Origin of the sequence: Subtercola frigoramans, assembly GCF_016907385.1 — a bacterium.
Lineage (GTDB): Bacteria > Actinomycetota > Actinomycetes > Actinomycetales > Microbacteriaceae > Subtercola > Subtercola frigoramans.
Window position 1 is genome coordinate 1,223,046 of record NZ_JAFBBU010000001.1, and the last position, 14,951, is coordinate 1,237,996.

At 64.7% G+C, this 14,951-nt stretch carries 14 protein-coding genes and 1 pseudogene; 2 read left to right on the forward strand and 13 right to left on the reverse strand.

Annotated features, from left to right (window positions below):
- Positions 1-16: 16 nt before the first annotated feature.
- Entirely contained in the window at positions 17-1,192 is a 1,176-nt protein-coding gene (locus JOE66_RS05910; RefSeq protein WP_307827071.1) for a low temperature requirement protein A, read from the reverse strand.
- A 121-nt stretch (positions 1,193-1,313) separates the two neighbouring features.
- Here JOE66_RS05910 and JOE66_RS05915 point away from each other — a divergent pair, with 121 nt between their 5' ends.
- Positions 1,314-1,496 (forward strand): hypothetical protein, encoded by a 183-nt coding sequence (locus JOE66_RS05915; protein WP_205107624.1) that lies wholly within the window; start codon positions 1,314-1,316, stop codon positions 1,494-1,496.
- 54 nt (positions 1,497-1,550) lie between these two features.
- Here JOE66_RS05915 and JOE66_RS17585 read toward each other — a convergent pair whose 3' ends face one another.
- The 6 genes and pseudogenes from JOE66_RS17585 to JOE66_RS05935 form a co-directional block, all read right to left on the reverse strand.
- On the reverse strand, positions 1,551-1,751 hold the full coding sequence (locus tag JOE66_RS17585; RefSeq protein WP_239518239.1) for a hypothetical protein: 201 nt from the start codon (positions 1,749-1,751) through the stop codon (positions 1,551-1,553).
- A 40-nt stretch (positions 1,752-1,791) separates the two neighbouring features.
- A pseudogene (locus JOE66_RS17590) lies at positions 1,792-2,280 on the reverse strand (glucose-6-phosphate dehydrogenase); the annotation flags it as partial.
- Positions 2,226-2,495, reverse strand: a complete 270-nt coding sequence (locus tag JOE66_RS17595) for a hypothetical protein (RefSeq protein WP_307827072.1) — start codon at positions 2,493-2,495, stop codon at positions 2,226-2,228. The gene JOE66_RS17595 and the pseudogene JOE66_RS17590, both read right to left, overlap by 55 nt.
- A 55-nt stretch (positions 2,496-2,550) precedes the next feature.
- The gene (locus JOE66_RS05925) at positions 2,551-2,991 is read right to left on the reverse strand and encodes a protealysin inhibitor emfourin (protein WP_205107626.1); all 441 of its coding nucleotides are present in this window, start codon (positions 2,989-2,991) and stop codon (positions 2,551-2,553) included.
- Complete coding sequence (locus tag JOE66_RS05930; RefSeq protein ID WP_205107628.1) at positions 2,975-4,129, reverse strand: M4 family metallopeptidase; 1,155 nt, start codon at positions 4,127-4,129, stop codon at positions 2,975-2,977. The genes JOE66_RS05925 and JOE66_RS05930 overlap by 17 nt, the downstream gene beginning before the upstream one ends.
- Before the next feature lie 31 nt (positions 4,130-4,160).
- Entirely contained in the window at positions 4,161-4,589 is a 429-nt protein-coding gene (locus tag JOE66_RS05935; protein ID WP_205107630.1) for a DUF3052 family protein, read from the reverse strand.
- Positions 4,590-4,622: 33 nt separating this feature from the next.
- Between JOE66_RS05935 and JOE66_RS05940 the strand changes: the two genes are divergently transcribed.
- Entirely contained in the window at positions 4,623-6,395 is a 1,773-nt protein-coding gene (locus tag JOE66_RS05940; protein WP_205111667.1) for a DUF7059 domain-containing protein, read from the forward strand.
- Between the two features lie 90 nt (positions 6,396-6,485).
- On the opposite strand, the gene JOE66_RS05945 is transcribed toward JOE66_RS05940, so the two are convergent.
- The 6 genes from JOE66_RS05945 to JOE66_RS05970 form a co-directional block, all read right to left on the reverse strand.
- The gene (locus JOE66_RS05945) at positions 6,486-8,120 is read right to left on the reverse strand and encodes a threonine/serine exporter family protein (RefSeq protein ID WP_205107632.1); all 1,635 of its coding nucleotides are present in this window, start codon (positions 8,118-8,120) and stop codon (positions 6,486-6,488) included.
- A 9-nt stretch (positions 8,121-8,129) separates the two neighbouring features.
- A complete protein-coding gene (locus JOE66_RS05950; RefSeq protein ID WP_205107634.1) occupies positions 8,130-8,951 on the reverse strand; it encodes a dienelactone hydrolase family protein in 822 nt (273 codons plus the stop codon).
- A gap of 113 nt (positions 8,952-9,064) precedes the next feature.
- A complete protein-coding gene (locus JOE66_RS05955) occupies positions 9,065-10,849 on the reverse strand; it encodes a dipeptide ABC transporter ATP-binding protein (protein WP_205107636.1) in 1,785 nt (594 codons plus the stop codon).
- Positions 10,846-11,916, reverse strand: a complete 1,071-nt coding sequence (locus tag JOE66_RS05960; protein WP_205107638.1) for an ABC transporter permease — start codon at positions 11,914-11,916, stop codon at positions 10,846-10,848. Before JOE66_RS05960 ends, JOE66_RS05955 begins: the two co-directional genes overlap by 4 nt.
- A 1-nt stretch (position 11,917) precedes the next feature.
- Positions 11,918-13,009, reverse strand: a complete 1,092-nt coding sequence (locus JOE66_RS05965; protein WP_239518240.1) for an ABC transporter permease — start codon at positions 13,007-13,009, stop codon at positions 11,918-11,920.
- A gap of 148 nt (positions 13,010-13,157) precedes the next feature.
- The gene (locus tag JOE66_RS05970) at positions 13,158-14,834 is read right to left on the reverse strand and encodes an ABC transporter substrate-binding protein (RefSeq protein ID WP_205107642.1); all 1,677 of its coding nucleotides are present in this window, start codon (positions 14,832-14,834) and stop codon (positions 13,158-13,160) included.
- Positions 14,835-14,951: the final 117 nt, after the last annotated feature.

The following is a 14,951-nucleotide window of genomic DNA, read 5'->3' on the forward strand; positions in this document are numbered from 1 at the left end:
CCCATATCGTTCCCGTTCAGTCAGCCGTTTCAACTGCTTCAGCTGCTTCAGCTGTCTCAGCTTCGTCAGTGGTCGTCACGACAAGGGTCATCACGATCAGCACCACGATGGCGGCCGTCATGATCGCTGACCAGGGGGTGTACGCGCTCACAGCGATGAGTACCGCGGCGACCGGGATGATCGTGTTGACCGTTCGGCGTGCGCGAACAAGAGGGTTCCGCGGCCGGATCGCCAGTGCCCACACGCCGAGGATGAAGACCGCAACGGGAAGGGTGAAGGTGAGCGACGCGGCGGTACTGGTGAGTTCGGTGTGGCCGGCGTAGAACTCCACTGCTACCTCGATACCCGCAGAAACCGCACCGGCGGCGGCGAAGATGAAATAGTGCGAGTACCCGAATTTCAGCGATTGGCTCAGGTTGCCCAGGCGCGAGTGCTGAGGCACCGCGAAGTAGATCCACCACATGCCGGCGACCACGATGAGGCCGCTCGCCGCGAGCACGATGAGGGGCAGAACGTGTTCGGAATCTGTCATTCCGTTGATGATGGCGTTGGCTGAGCCCAGCAGCCCCTCACCGAGCACGATCAGGGTGAACAGGCCGTACCGCTCTGCGATGTGATGGCTGTGCCAGGGCGTGACGGTCTTGCGTTCAGCCCAGATCGGAACGAGAACCTCCGCGGCGACCAGCACGAGGAAACTCAGCACGCCGAGTTCAGCGGGCAACAGCAGCCGCAGCACCCAGAAGAGCTGGACGACGGTGATGCCAGCGGCGTACTTGAGTGCGGTCATCCGGAACCGGGGCGAATTTGCTGCGACTCGGATCCACTGGCTGACCATGGCCAACCGCATGATCACATAACCGAAGGTGATGAGTGCGAAGTCTCCGTGCTCCATCGACTGCGGCACCCCGGCCGCCAGGACGAGCACTCCGGCCATCTGCCCGATCGTCGTGACCCGGTAGAGCCAGTCGTCGTTGTCGAAGGCGGTGGCGAACCAGGTGAAGTTCATCCAGGCCCACCAGATGGCAAAGAACACCATGGCGTAGCTGAGCAGTCCCGACCAGGCCTGATGCTCGACCTCGAGCGTATGCAGCGACACGGATGCGAAGGAGACGGCGACCACGAAGACGAGATCGAAGAACAGTTCGAGCGAACTCGCGGCCCGGTGGGCCTCGTGTCTGTCTCTCGGAAGCACTGGGCGCAGGCGAAGCCTCGCAAGTGGTGGCTGGGGGCGTGGCCGGGCAGCTGGCATAGGGAGAGTTTATTCGGGCACAAAGTCACTTCCACTGCCCGCGAGGCAGGCATACAGTGGCACCATGTCCAACCTCAAAGCACAGGCCTACCTGAAGACCGCCCGCGAACACGCCAGTCTTGCTGCGTACGACATCCAGAAGTTCGAAGCAGACACCCCTGAGCGCCAGTCGATCCACAACCTGCTGAACGCGCTCGACTCGGTGATCCAGACGCTCGACGCGCTGGCGGACGACGAGCCGGCGTAGCTCGGGCTGTCGTTCCTGCTGCCCTGGTGGTTTTGGCTAACGTTGGTTCTGGCCCTACTGTTTCGAGGGCCGCCACGCGCGCTCGAACGGCAGCCGCCAGGCGTTCGGGGCGATCAGCTGGTGGATGGCGTTCGGCCCCCAGGTCCCGGGCGCGTACGTGCGCACGGGAGGTGGGTCTTCTAGCAGTGGTCTGGAGATCTCCCAGAGGCGCTCGATGCCCTCTGCGGTCGTGCACAGCGTGTGGTCGCCTCGCATCCGGGTCGATCGGCCGCATCGAGCGGAAGACCTTGTTCTTCTCCTCGCTGATCGCCCGCGGTTCGAGAGCAGTCGGTGGCTCCATCGCCATGAACGCGAGAATCTGGAAGAGGTGCGTGACGACCATGTCTTTGAAGGCACCGGTTGACTCGTAGTACTCTGCGCGCCGATCGAGGCCGAGTGTCTCTGGCACATCGATCTGCACGTGCGCGATGAAGTTTCGGTTCCAGATGGGTTCGAAGAGCCCGTTGGCGAAACGGAACGCGAGGATGTTCTGGGCAGGCTCCTTGCCCAGAAAGTGATCGATCCGAAAGATCTGGTTCTCGAAGAAGGTCTCGTGCAGCTTGGCGTTGACCTCGACGGCGCTCGCTAGGTCGGTGCCGAAAGGCTTCTCCATGATGATGCGGGAGTGGTCGACGAGATCGGCGTCGGACAGCATCCGCACCACCGCGAGGGCGGCCTTGGGCGGAACGCTCAGGTAGTGCAGTCGCCTAGCGCCTGCCCCGAGCAGGTCTTCTGCGTCGCGCACGGCTTCGGCCAGGGCATGCTCGGGGCCAGCGACGACAGAATGAGGTGCGCGAGGCCGGGGATCAGCTTTCGCCGTGCGAGGTCGCCGGTTGCGCCGAACAGGACGACCACGTGGGGTGCGATGGCGTCGGAGGTGTCGAGGTGGTCGTTTTCGTCGTCAGAGGTGATCACATTCGAGATACTGGCAGCGTCGAGGTGCCGGCGGGCGAATCGCACACAAACCTTCACGAACCCGAAACATGGCTGTATTTGTTCGGCGCTCGTTCTTTATTTATTCGGCGCTCTGCACACGGTCGAGCAGCTGACGCCAGGGGCCGTTGAGTTCGGATTCAGCCAACACGGCACTGCGCTCCGGCTGCACTGTATTGGTGGTTGAGACTGTGTTGTTGGTCGAGACTGTGTCGTTCGTCGAGGCTGTGTTGTTGGTTGAGACTGAAACGCTGATTCGGTAGCTGAAGCGGTCGGGGACAGGGCTTGCGCTGGGGCCGGCATTGGGGCCGACACTCGCGCCTGCGCCGGGGGTGTCGGCCCCGCGCCAAGAACACTGATCGAGCAGAGCGCTCCAGGCGCTGATATCGGCTTCGCTGGTCGCCTCTGCTGTCCAGGTGCGGTTCAGGCCCGCGAAACCGCCCGAGCGCACGATGGAGACTCGAAGCTTCGGAGCCTCAGGCGGTTGGGCACGGGTCTCTGGGGTTTCAGGTGTGTGAACCACTCTTCAAGACTCCCACTTTCACCCATGCTGCGCCAACGGCGTCTGCCTCTGGTGAAGCGGCTCCGTAGCGGAGAGTTGCGGCCCCCACGGTCGCTCTGGCGAAGGTGGCGAAGTCGGCAGCGGCAGGCAGGAGGGTGGGCGCGCTCGCTGCTGTCATGGTGTCGTACCAGATCTGGCCTGCGCGCTCCCAGGCGAAGCCGCCGAGTTCCAGGGCGGCGAGTGAAAAAGCCCGGTTGGGGATGCCCGAATTCAGGTGCACCCCGCCGTTGTCGTCGGTCGTCTTCACGTAGTGCGCCATGTCGGCTGGCTGCGGGTCCTTGCCGAGCACGTCGTCGTCGTATGCCGTGCCGGGAGCAGTCATCGACCGGAGCGCAGTGCCCTGCACTGCGGGGGTGAAGAGCCCCTCGCCGACGAGCCAGCTGGCTTCTGCGGCGGTCTGGTTCTTCTGGTGCTGCTCGACCAGCACCCCCATCACGTCGGAGAACGACTCGTTGAGGGCGCCGGACTGGCCCTCGTAGGCCAACCCGGAGCTGAACTGGGTGACACCGTGGGCCAGTTCGTGACCGATCACCGAGACGGAGGCGGTGAAACGGCCGAAGACTTCGCCGTCACCGTCGCCGAACACCATTCGTTCGCCGTCCCAGTAGGCATTGTCGTAGCCGCGCCCGTAGTGCACCGTGGCGAGCAGGGGCAGGCCCTTGCCGTCGATCGAGTCACGCCCGAACACCTGGCTGAAGAGGTCGAAAGTAGCTCCGAGGCCGTCGTACGCCTCGGTGACCGTCACATCTGCCGTTGCCGATTGACCCTCGCGGCGAACGATTTTGCCGGGCAGCTTTTCGGCACCCTGGGCGTCGAAGATCGTGCGGTGCACGACCGGGGGGACGACGTGGTGCACGACCGGGGGGATAGCCGGGTGAGCGCTCGATCGGACCGTCGATTGGGCCGTCGATTGCGCTGTCGAACGGAGAGTGCTGGCGATGGACTGCTGCACCTCCGTTGCGTGGAGGCGGCGCTCTTCGTGCAGGGGCTCCGTGCCCTCAAGTGCGCGCCGCGCGGCGGCGGCGGCAACGGCCATTCCGTGCTCGTCGGCCTGGGCGATCTTGGCCAGAAGATACGGAGGAACAATTGAATGCTTCATGGAGAGACCCTAAGGCAGGCCGCCGACAGTGTCACGGAACTCGGTTCTCCACGCGCCAGACGAATTTCAGCGCTGACCAATCGGAGTCGAGAGCGGCCACCTTCACGTCGACAATGCCGAAGGTGAGCGCGGCTTCGCGGATCACGCTGTCGCCGAGGTCACTTGTGTGACCGGCTGCCTTGCGGGGCCAGGCGATCCACAGCGCTCCGGCGGGGAAGATGCTCGTTGAGAGTGCCGGCAGCCGATCGGGTAGTTCGGTGGCATGCCTGAAGAACGAAACGACCAGGTCGGCAGGAACGGGAACGCGCACTGATTGCAGGCCGGGCGGAGGAGAATCGAGCATCCAGCCGGGAGGTGCTTCGTCGAGGCAGACTCGCATCGCTGGTTTGAGTCCGAGCTTGCGTGCTTGGGGTGTGAGGGAGTAGCCGGCCTGGGCAGAAGGGGCATCGTCCGCGTACATGGGTCGATTGTAGGGGACGCACCGGCCGTGCTGATGCAGTTGAATGGATCGGTGAGTTCACCCTTGATTGCCCGACTGCGCCGAGACCTGATCACCTCCTCGTTCACCGTTGAGACTGTGGGGGAGCTGTGGGGGGAGGAGGCGGCCGCAGCGCTCTTTCGAGGGCAGAGGTTGCCAGCCGTTCGGGCGCTGCGTCGGCGCCGGGTCGACGGTGTTGTGCAGTCGAAGGCGGAGACGCTGGCCGCGGTGTTCGTTCTGAACGTTCCGGTCTCGCGCGAGCAATTGGATGATGCTCTTCCGCAGCTCGGATCCCGGGGTGCTGAGCAGCTGGGCTTGGTGGGTCCTGCGTCTGGCCAGTCGGCGCCCGGCGACCATGCCTTCGTGTCAGCGCGGCTCGACCTTCGTCCATACAGTTTTGTCGACAACTTCGGGGCGGGGAGCTGGTGGATCGTCTCGGATCTGGGGGAGACGGCGCTCGGGCGGCCGCTGGATGTGGATCATGTGCTGGGGGTGGGTGGAGCATCCATGACCCTCAGCGGGTTGATGCTCACGACCCACGTCGGCAGCGTGCTCGATCTGGGTACGGGGTGCGGCATCCAGGCCATGCACGCTTCGCGACACGCCGAACGGGTGGTGGCGACCGACATCTCGGCCCGGGCGCTGGAACTAGCGGCGCTGAACGCCGAGCTCAACGCGATCGACAACATCGAATTCCGGCTCGGGAGCCTGTACGAGCCGGTCGCGGGGGAGAGATTCGATCAGATCGTGTCGAATCCGCCGTTCGTCATCACGCCGCGGACGGAGGGTGTGCCGCTGTATGAGTACCGGGATGCCGGGCTGGTGGGTGACGCGCTGGTTGCGGCGGTCATCCGGGGGGCTGAGCAGCACCTCGCAGAGGGTGGTGTCGCCCAGCTGCTGGGGAACTGGGAATATCGTGCGGGTGCGGGTGCGGGTGCAGGTTCAAACGCAAACGCAAACGCAAACGCAAACGAAGGCGCAGGCGGAGAGGGAAGTGCGGGAGCAGGCGCAGCTGGAGGTGCAGTCGAGCCCTCTGACGGTCTCGACCGGGTGAGCGCGTGGACGAGCGAGACGAATCTCGACGCGTGGGTCATCGAGCGAGAACTGCAGGATGCCGCGCAGTACGCAGAGACGTGGATTCGTGATGGTGGCACGCGGCCGGGCACACAGGAATTCGACGAACTCTATGCGGCCTGGCTCGACGATTTCGATTCCAGGAGTGTGAAGAGCGTGGGATTCGGCTACGTGCTGCTGCGGCGAAGGGCCGCCCCGCCTTCGGGTGGCAGCACTGCGGGTAGGAGCACTGTGGGTAGGAGCACCGCTGGTAGCAGCACCTCAGGCACCAGCACCTCAGGCACCAACGCCGCACGCCTCCGCCGTTTCGAACGGCTCACCGACGCGCGCGGCTCGAACCCTGCGGGTCTCGGCCAGTACTTCGAGGCCAGCCTTGCGGGCTTCGACTGGCAGTCGGCGCAGTCAGACAACGCGCTTCTCGGCTCGACCGTCACCTACGCACACGATGTGACCGAGGAGCGACACTACTGGCCCGGCCAGGAGAACCCCACGGTGATGACGCTTCGACAGGGAAGCGGATTCGCCCGCTCGGTGTCGCTGGATACGGCGCTCGCGGCGCTGGTGGGGGCATGCGACGGTGACCTGGCTCTCGGCCAGATCATCGGGGCGCTTGCGCACCTGCTCGAGGCGGACGAGACCGAGTTGGTCGCAGATCTGCTGCCTCGGGTGCGAGGTCTGGTGAACGACGCGTTCCTGGTGCCCCAGGTCGAATGACTCCTGCTGCGGGGATGCCCGCCGCCCACGTGCGATCTGCAGAGGGGTGAGCTTCGCTTTGAGTTCCGCTCGGTCCAGGAGAACACCGGCTCAGCCGCGACGGCGCTTCGCCTTGTCGAAGTCGCGGGTGAGGCCGGTGCCCACGAGGATGCCGAGGGCGATGGAGAACAACGAGAGCGCCGTCGTCACGAGAGTGGAGACGCTGGCTGCAGCCCCGCTCACAGCCGTCTGCGCAGCGGCCTCGTTGATCCCGATGAATCCCAGGGCGCCGGGCACCAGCAGCCAGAACGAGGCCAGCATCATGACGGTCGCGGGCGGCGCCGTTCTGAATTGAGCGAAGAAGCGGCTGAGCGGCACGACGACGAGAGCTCCGACGAACCCTGCCAGCTCGGGCCCGATGACGATGGCGCCGAGGGCCTGGGCACCATACGATGCGAACAGCGCAACCACGATCCAGAGCAGTGCGCGGGGAGGTGCTGAGAGAAAGAGCAGGAAGCCCACCGCGACGAAGGCTACGCCCACCAGTGGTGCCCACCAGCCGAGGGTCTGGCCCGTCGTCGTCACGGTGACGTTGCCTGTCACCGTGAGACCGGCGATGACTCCGAATGCAAGCAGGAGCAACTGCGCCACACCGTAGACGATCCGACTCGCCCCGGCGATGATCTGATTGCTGGTGAGCTCGATCGACGCAACCGTGAGTGTGAGCCCCGGCAGAAAACTCACCAGCGCCGGGGCGATGAGCTTCAGTGGGTCGTCGCCGACGGCATTTGCGAGAAAGAGAGAGGTGACGACGGTGACGATGAACGCCGCGAACACCGGCATCGCGCTCGCCACTGTGGGCAGGCGTCGGCCGAGCAACAGCAGCACACCAACCAGCGCACCCAGTAGAACGTAGGCAGGCAGTGCGGCGACGGTGGGATTCAGCGTCAGCCCGAAACCGAGACAGAGCACGGTGTGGCCCAGCACGGTCATCCATGGCCCGAAGCGCGGCGGCGCTGCCCTGATCGCGGCGAGACGGTCGAGCGCATCGTCGGGATTCAGAGTGCCTCTGCGTGCATCGTTCACGAGCCGCTCGATCGCTGCGGCCTGGTCGAGCCGGATCGAAACCGTCGAGACGGTGTCGAGGTCGGTGCGGCCCGCGCGGGCGATCCCCGGCTCGCCGGGTCTGGGCGCACCTGGTCTGGGCACACCAGCACCAGAACCGGGACCGCGCTGGTGGCGCGAATCGGTGTGGCCGAGCACGATGCGTTGCGCCCCGGTCTCGAGCGAGATCGACCCCGTCACCGGGCTTTCGCCGGGTCCGGCGATGGCATCGAGCTGCAGGATGACCATGGTGGGCAAGACGGCGATCCGGATGCCCGTCAGCTTGTAGGTCGCGGCGATCTCGTACAGCGTCGATTCGACGTCGTTGGTGGCCTGGCTCGACGCGAGCATCGCCACTCCGAGAGTGCGGAGCATTGTGAGGATCGCTGTGTCCTTCGTCGCCGCTGCGATCTCGGCCGCATCCGGGTCGAGGGGAACCGGCGGTTTCAGTGTCTTGCCGAGGAGTCTTCTGGCTGAGCTGCTGGCGGAGTGCCATGCTCGGCGAGGGTCGCTGTGTCGCGTTGCGGGTTGCGGCGTGGGCTCCGGTCGAGGTTCGAGCGCAGAATCGAGCGCAGAATCGAGCTCAGAATCGAGCCGGGACTCGCCCTGTGGCTCGGGTTGGTGTTCAATTCGACCGGGCATCGCGGCGCTTCACATTGCGGGGGAGGTGTCAGCCGGGGAGATGTCAGCAGGGAGATGTGAAGCGAAGAACTCCAGGCTCCTCACCCAGGAGTCGGCGGCCGGCCCTTCACGGTAGGCAGCCGGGTTCGAGTCGTTGAAGAACGCATGTGCGGCACCGGGGTAACTGACGGCCTCGAAATCCACACCGGATTCCCTCATCTGCGTGGAGAGCGCTGGCACCGCGGAGAACAGCGTGTGGTCGTCTTCGCCGACGAAATAGAGCACTGGGCAGTCGATCTCTCTGAGCAGTTCGTTGGTGAAGTTGGCGTAACCGTAGAACGGCACGGATGCCCGGACCCTCGAATCGGCGACCGCGAGACTGAACGCGTAGCTGCCTCCGAAGCAGAAGCCGGTGACGCCGACCCGGCCGTCGACGCCCTGCAGTGCTTCGAGGTAGTCGACACACTGGACGAGCTTTGTGATGGCCGAGGCGGCGAACTCCGGAACAGCGACGGGGGCCATCAGCTCACGCAGTCGTGGCTGGGCCGCAGTGCGCACCTCGGGGTCTTCTGCGAACAACTGCTGCTGCAGCACGGAGGCGTCTTCGGCGCTCACCGCCAGGGCGCCCATCAGGTCGGGAGCCAGCGCGATGTAGCCTTCGGCGGCATAGCGATCGGCGATGCTTTCGATGTGATCGACGAGACCCCAGACCTCGTGGATGACGATGACCGCGCCCTTGATCTGGGTGGCAGGGAGGTCTGGAGACGCGAGGTACGCTTCGAAGTACTCGCCGGGTGAACCCAGCTGCACTCGCTTGCTTGTTGAGTTGCCAATGATGGGGCTGCTACTCACGGAACTTCTCGATTCTGCGTTCAGAGTGGGTGTTCGCCCTTACATTCTGACCCATATGTCTCTGCTGATGTCTCTGCTGATGTCTCTGCTGACCCGTACGGGTATGCCGCCCGCTACTCGGCTGCGCGCAGGGCTCGCAGGGCATCCCGCCGCTTTGCCTGCTCGATCGGGTCGGGAACGGGCAGTGACGCGAGGAGGCGCTGGGTGTAGGGATGCTGGGGGGCACCGAGTACCTCGGCGCCTGTTCCCTCTTCGACCAGCTTGCCCTTGTAGAGCACGGCGATCCGGTCGGCGAGCAGGTCGACAACGGCGAGGTCGTGGCTGATGAACAGTGCGGCGAACCCGAATTCGCGTTGCAGTTCGGCGAAGAGCTCGAGCACCCTGGCCTGCACGGAGACATCGAGCGCAGACGTGGGCTCGTCGGCGATCAGGAGGGTCGGTTCAAGGGCCAGGGCGCGGGCGAGGCTGGCGCGCTGGCGCTGGCCGCCGCTCAGCTCGTGCGGGTAGCGGTCACCGAAGGCCTTCGGCAACTGCACGGCCTCGAGGAGCTCGTCGACACGTCTGCGGGCATCGCCCGGGTTGCGTGCGACGCCGTGCACGATCAACGGTTCTGCGACGCACTCGGCGATGGTGAGCAGCGGGTTGAAGCTCGACGCCGGGTCCTGAAAGACAAACCCGATGTCGCGCCGTGACTTCTTGAACGTTCGTTCGCGAACGCCGTTCATCTCGTGTCCCAGCACGGTGAGTGACCCACCGGTGACCCGGGTGAGACCGGCTATCGCGCGGCCGATGGTGGTCTTTCCCGATCCGCTCTCGCCGACCAGGCCGAGCACTTCGCCCGCACGGATCTCGAAACTGACGCCGTCGACGGCGACGAATCCGCCTCGACCGAGCCGGCCGGGGTACTGGATGCCGAGCTGGTCTGCAACCACGACAGGGGTGGCATCCTGCCAATCTGCCAGGCGGGCAGAGGCGCGTTCTGCGGTCTGCAGGGCTCCCTGGCCGACGTGGGGAACCGACGCCAACAGGGATTTCGTGTACTCGTTCTTCGGGTTCGAGAACAACGTCACAGCGTCGGCCTCTTCGACGACTCTGCCCTGGTACATGACCGCTACGCGGTCGGCGAGGTCGGCCACGACGCCCATGTTGTGAGTGATCAGCACGATGGCGGTGCCGAACTCGTCCCGGCATCGACGCAGGAGGTCGAGGATCTCGGCCTGCACCGTCACATCCAGGGCCGTTGTCGGTTCATCGGCGACGATGAGCCCCGGGTCGAGAACAAGGGCCTGCGCGATGACGACGCGCTGCTTCTGGCCGCCCGAGAACTGGTGCGGGTAGTAGTTCACCCTCGTATCGGGGTCGGGTATTCCGACCCGACCGAGAATCTCGATGGCCTTCGCCTTCGCCTCGGCGCGTGAGTACTTTCCGTGCGCGCGAAGCCCCTCGGCGATCTGCCAGCCGACGGTGTAGACGGGGTTGAGCGCCGTCGATGGCTCTTGGAAGACCATCGCGGCGTCAGAGCCACGGATGCCCCGCAGCTGTTTCTTCGACAGCGAGATCACGTCGTTCGTGACAGTGTCCCGATTGGCGTTGCCGCCGCGCCTGGCAAGAATTACGGCACCGCGCGCAGTCGCGGTCTCGGGGAGGAGGCCGAGGATCGTCTTCGCCGTGACGGTCTTGCCGGAGCCGCTCTCTCCGACGATCGCGAGCACCTCGCCGGCTGCGACCGAGAGACTCACTCCGTCGACGGCTTTGATGGCACCGGCGTCGGTTGCGAAGGAGACCTCGAGGTTGCGGATGTCGACGACAGGCCGGTTGTCGCCTGGCCCTGCCTCACGATTCTGATTCTGATTCCGATTCTGATTCTGATTCTGGTTCTGGAGATCCCGCGCATTCATGATTTCCGCCCACCTTCTGTGTGAACGGCTTCGGCGCTGTCATCGAACAGCGCTCCACCTTCGAGCCCGCCCAGCCCGCCTGGGCCCGCATCGAGCGAACCTCCGGGAACCACGGAGGTCTGGGCGACGTCGCCGGCGGCAGCGGCCACGGCGCGGCGACCGCGGAGGCGCGGGTCGGCCAGGTCGTTCAGGCTCTCGCCAACGAGCGTGACGCCGAGCACCGACAGCACGATGGCAAGCCCTGGGAACACGGCGGTCCACCAGATGCCGCTCGTCACATCCGAGAGTGACTTGTTGAGGTCGTAACCCCATTCTGCGGCAGAAGTCGGTTCGATTCCGAAGCCGAGAAAGCCGAGCCCCGCGAGTGTGAGAACGGCTTCAGAGGCGTTGAGCGTGAAGATGAGTGGAAGCGTCCTGGTGGAGTTGCGGAGTACGTGCCGCACCATGATGCGTGTGTTCGAAGCGCCCATGACCTTGGCCGATTCGACAAATGCCTCGCCCTTGATGCGCACCGTCTCCGCGCGGATCACCCGGAAGTACTGCGGAATGTAGACGACGGTGATCGAGATGGCGGCGGCGAGAATACCGCCGTACAGGCTCGACTGGCCCCCGGAGATCACGATCGACATGACGATCGCGAGCAGCAGCGACGGGAAAGCGTAGATCGCGTCTGCCAGAACGACGAGGATCCGGTCGAGCCAGCCGCCGAAATACCCGGAAACGAGTCCCAGAAGCACTCCGGCGAAGATCGAGAGGATGACCGCGACCACCATCACCTCGAGCGCCGTCTGTGCTCCCCAGATGACCCGGGAGAACACGTCGTAGCCGCCGACCGTCGTGCCCCAGATGTGCTCGGGGCTCGGGGGCAGCTGGGCGCCGAAGGGGCCGTCCGGGCCCCTCAGCTGTGCGAAACCGTAGGGGGCTATCCATTGGGCGAACACGGCGCACACGATGAAGACTGCCGTGAGAATCAGGCCGGCGACGAGCATCCCTCGCTGCAGGCCGACGCTCTGCCGGAGCTGGTGCACGACGGGTAGGCCTGAGAAGAGGCGTTTGCTGGCAGCCATGTCAGTACCTCACTCTCGGGTCGATCAGCGCGGCGATGACGTCGACGATGAAGTTGGTCAGCGCGACGATCACCGCCAGCAGGGCGACGATGCCCTGCACTGCGACGAAGTCGCGAGCCGCGAGGTACTGGGCGAGCTGGAAGCCGAGGCCCTTCCATTCGAAGGTCGACTCGGTGAGCACGGCACCGCCGAGCAGCAGGGCGATCTGCAGCCCGATCACGGTGATGATCGGGATCAGTGCCGGCTTGTAGGCGTGCTTTCGCACGAGCCGGTATTCGCTCACACCCCGGGAGCGGGCCGCGTCGACGTAGTCGGTCGAGAGGGTTCCGATGACGTTGGTGCGAACCAGCCTCAGAAAGATGCCCGCCGTGAGGAGCCCGAGGGTGATGGCGGGCAGCACGGCGTGGCTCAGAACGTCAGCGATGACGGCCGGGTCGCCGGTCTGAAAGGCATCGATCAGGTAGATACCCGTCTTGGTGGGCAGGAACTGCATCGCAAGCTCTGAGCTGGTGGATGCCCGGCCGGCCACCGGCAGAACATTCAGCCACACCGAGAACACCAGCTTCAGAAGAATGCCCGCGAAGAACACCGGCGTTGCGTAGCAGAGGATGGCGAAGACGCGGAGCGCGGCGTCTTGCCCCTTGTCTCGGTGATAGGCCGCGAGCATTCCGAGGGGAATGCCGACGATGAAGGCGACGATGAGGGCGTAGAACGCCAGCTCGAGGGTGGCGACGCCGTAGGTCAGAAGAATTGTCGTTATCGGCCGGTTGTCGCTGATGCTCGTGCCGAAGTTGCCGGTGACGATCTGACCGAGATATTCGAAGTACTGCACCAGGATGGGCCGGTCATAGCCCGCAGCGTGGATCCGCTCCTGGAGCTGCGCGCCGCTCAGTCTGCCGCCGAGCGCGGCCGTGATCGGGTCGCCTGTCGAGCGCATCAGGAAGAAGACCAGTGTGACGAGAATGAAGATGGTCGGGATGATCAGCAGGAACCGTACGACGATGTAGCGGCCGAGCCCGCCACCCGCCGACTTGGACCGCGGGCTGACGGCCGAGGTGCCGGGCGTGGGTGAGCCGGGTGACTCAGGACCCATGGTCGATATCGTCGCTGTCATCGGTGCCAATCGGGGATCGGGAATTCGGGTTCGGGTTCTCGTTCGGGTCTGACTGATCATGCTCGTGGGGCGACCCGACGAATCGGGCCGCCCCACTCACACCAGACGGTTGTAGCCAGGCTTCAACTCAGCCCTTGGAGAGGGCGCCGTAACGGAACTTGAACGAGGCGTCGAGCGTGTCGGAGGTTCCGTTCACGGTCGAGCCGACGACGGCAACCTGCGAGCCCTGCAGGAACGGGATCGTGGACAGGTCGGCCGCAACCTTGGCCTGGATGTCTTCGATCTCCGAGGTGCGCTTGGCCTGGTCGGTCTCGCCGACCTGCTGGATGATCTCGTCCTGCACCGCGGTGTTGTCGTAGTGGTTGGCAAGGAAGTTGTCCTTCGAGAAGAACGGCGTCAGGTAGTTGTCTGCGTCGGAGTAGTCGGGGAACCAGCCGAGCTGGTACGCCGGGTACAGGTCTTTGACGCGGTCCTTCGAGTACTGCACGTAGTCCGTGGACTGGAGGTTCACGGTGAAGAGACCGCTCGATTCGAGCTGGTCCTTGATGAGTGCGTACTCGTCACCGGACGACGGGCCATAGTGCTCGGTGGCGTACTGCAGGTTTAGGGTCACCTTGCCGGTGACTCCGGCGGCAGCGAGGGTCGACTTCGCCTTGTCTGCGCTCGGTTTGCCGCTGCCGTCTCCGTAGAGCCCCTTCAGAACGTCGGTCGCACCCGTGAGCCCGGCGGGAACGTACGAGTAGAGCGGCGTGTAGGTGCCCTTGTAGACCTGCGTGGCGATCGCATCCCTGTCGATGAGGTCGGCGACGGCCTGGCGAACGGCAAGAGCCTTCGCAGGATCGGCTTCTGCTGTGGTCGAACCGAAGGGCTGCGTGTTGAAGTTGAAGACGATGTACCGGATCTCGCCGCCGGGGCCGTCGACGACCTTGACCTTGGTGTTCTTCTTGAGGTCGTCGATGTCGGTGGCAGACAGACTGCGGAACGCCACGTCGATGTTGTTCTGTTGCACGTCGAGCTTGAGGTTCGCCGACTCTGCGTAGTACTTGACGTTGACCGTGGCTGTCTTGGCTGCGCCGAGCAGGCCCTGGTAGTTGGGGTTCGCCTTGTACTGGATGGTGTTGTTGAAGTCGTAACTCGAGATCACGTACTGGCCTGCGAAGGCGTTTCCCTTGACGATGTCCTGGTCGTTGGTGAGCGCGGTGGGGGAGAAGACCTGCTCGTCGACGATGGGGCCAGCCGGGCTCGAGAGCACCTGGGCGAAGGTCTGGTCGTTGGGCTGCTTCAGGGTGAAGACGACGGTCGTGGCATCCGGTGCCGCAGTGCTTTCGAGGTTGCCGAGCAGCGAGGAGGGGCCGTTCGCATCGGCGATGGCGAGCTGGCGGTCGAAGCTGAACTTGACGTCAGACGAGGTGAGGTCGTCGCCGTTGGCGAACTTCAAACCAGTCTTGAGCTTGACGGTGTACTCCGTCGGCGACGTGAAGGTGGCCGATTCTGCGATGTCGGGTTTCACATCGGGGCTGCCGTAGGGGCTGTTCATGAGGAAGGGAAAGACCTGGTTCATGACGGCGAATGAGCCGTTGTCGTACGAACCTGCCGGATCGAGCGTGGTGATCTTGTCGGTGGTGCCGATGGTGATGGCGCTCGCCGTCGCTCCCGACGTGGTGGTCGAACCGCCGGAGCAGCCGGCAAGCACGAAGGCCGACGCAGCGAGAGCCGCGGTCACGCCGATCAGTCGTGTGCGGGCCAGTTGTGTGCGGGCCAGTCGTGTGCGGGCCAGTGATGCGCGATTCAGCGATGAAGGCATAGGCGTGACTCTTTCTCTGGGAGGTGCTGGGAGTGGTTGCTGTGTATCAAGTCTTAACACACCCAGAAAGTGCCTCTGATCCAGACGCGGGAATCCTTGGCGTGACGCAACAGATTG

Coding starts and splice junctions, on each gene's coding strand:
- JOE66_RS05915 (WP_205107624.1), top strand. CDS start 1,314: ATGTCCAACCTCAAAGCACAGGCCTACCTGAAGACCGCCCGCGAACAC.
- JOE66_RS05970 (WP_205107642.1), bottom strand. CDS start 14,834: ATGCCTTCATCGCTGAATCGCGCATCACTGGCCCGCACACGACTGGCC.
- JOE66_RS05940 (WP_205111667.1), top strand. CDS start 4,623: ATGCAGTTGAATGGATCGGTGAGTTCACCCTTGATTGCCCGACTGCGC.
- JOE66_RS17585 (WP_239518239.1), bottom strand. CDS start 1,751: ATGCGAGGCGACCACACGCTGTGCACGACCGCAGAGGGCATCGAGCGC.
- JOE66_RS05935 (WP_205107630.1), bottom strand. CDS start 4,589: ATGTACGCGGACGATGCCCCTTCTGCCCAGGCCGGCTACTCCCTCACA.
- JOE66_RS05955 (WP_205107636.1), bottom strand. CDS start 10,849: ATGAATGCGCGGGATCTCCAGAACCAGAATCAGAATCAGAATCGGAAT.
- JOE66_RS05960 (WP_205107638.1), bottom strand. CDS start 11,916: ATGGCTGCCAGCAAACGCCTCTTCTCAGGCCTACCCGTCGTGCACCAG.
- JOE66_RS05965 (WP_239518240.1), bottom strand. CDS start 13,009: ATGGGTCCTGAGTCACCCGGCTCACCCACGCCCGGCACCTCGGCCGTC.
- JOE66_RS05945 (WP_205107632.1), bottom strand. CDS start 8,120: ATGCCCGGTCGAATTGAACACCAACCCGAGCCACAGGGCGAGTCCCGG.
- JOE66_RS05930 (WP_205107628.1), bottom strand. CDS start 4,129: ATGAAGCATTCAATTGTTCCTCCGTATCTTCTGGCCAAGATCGCCCAG.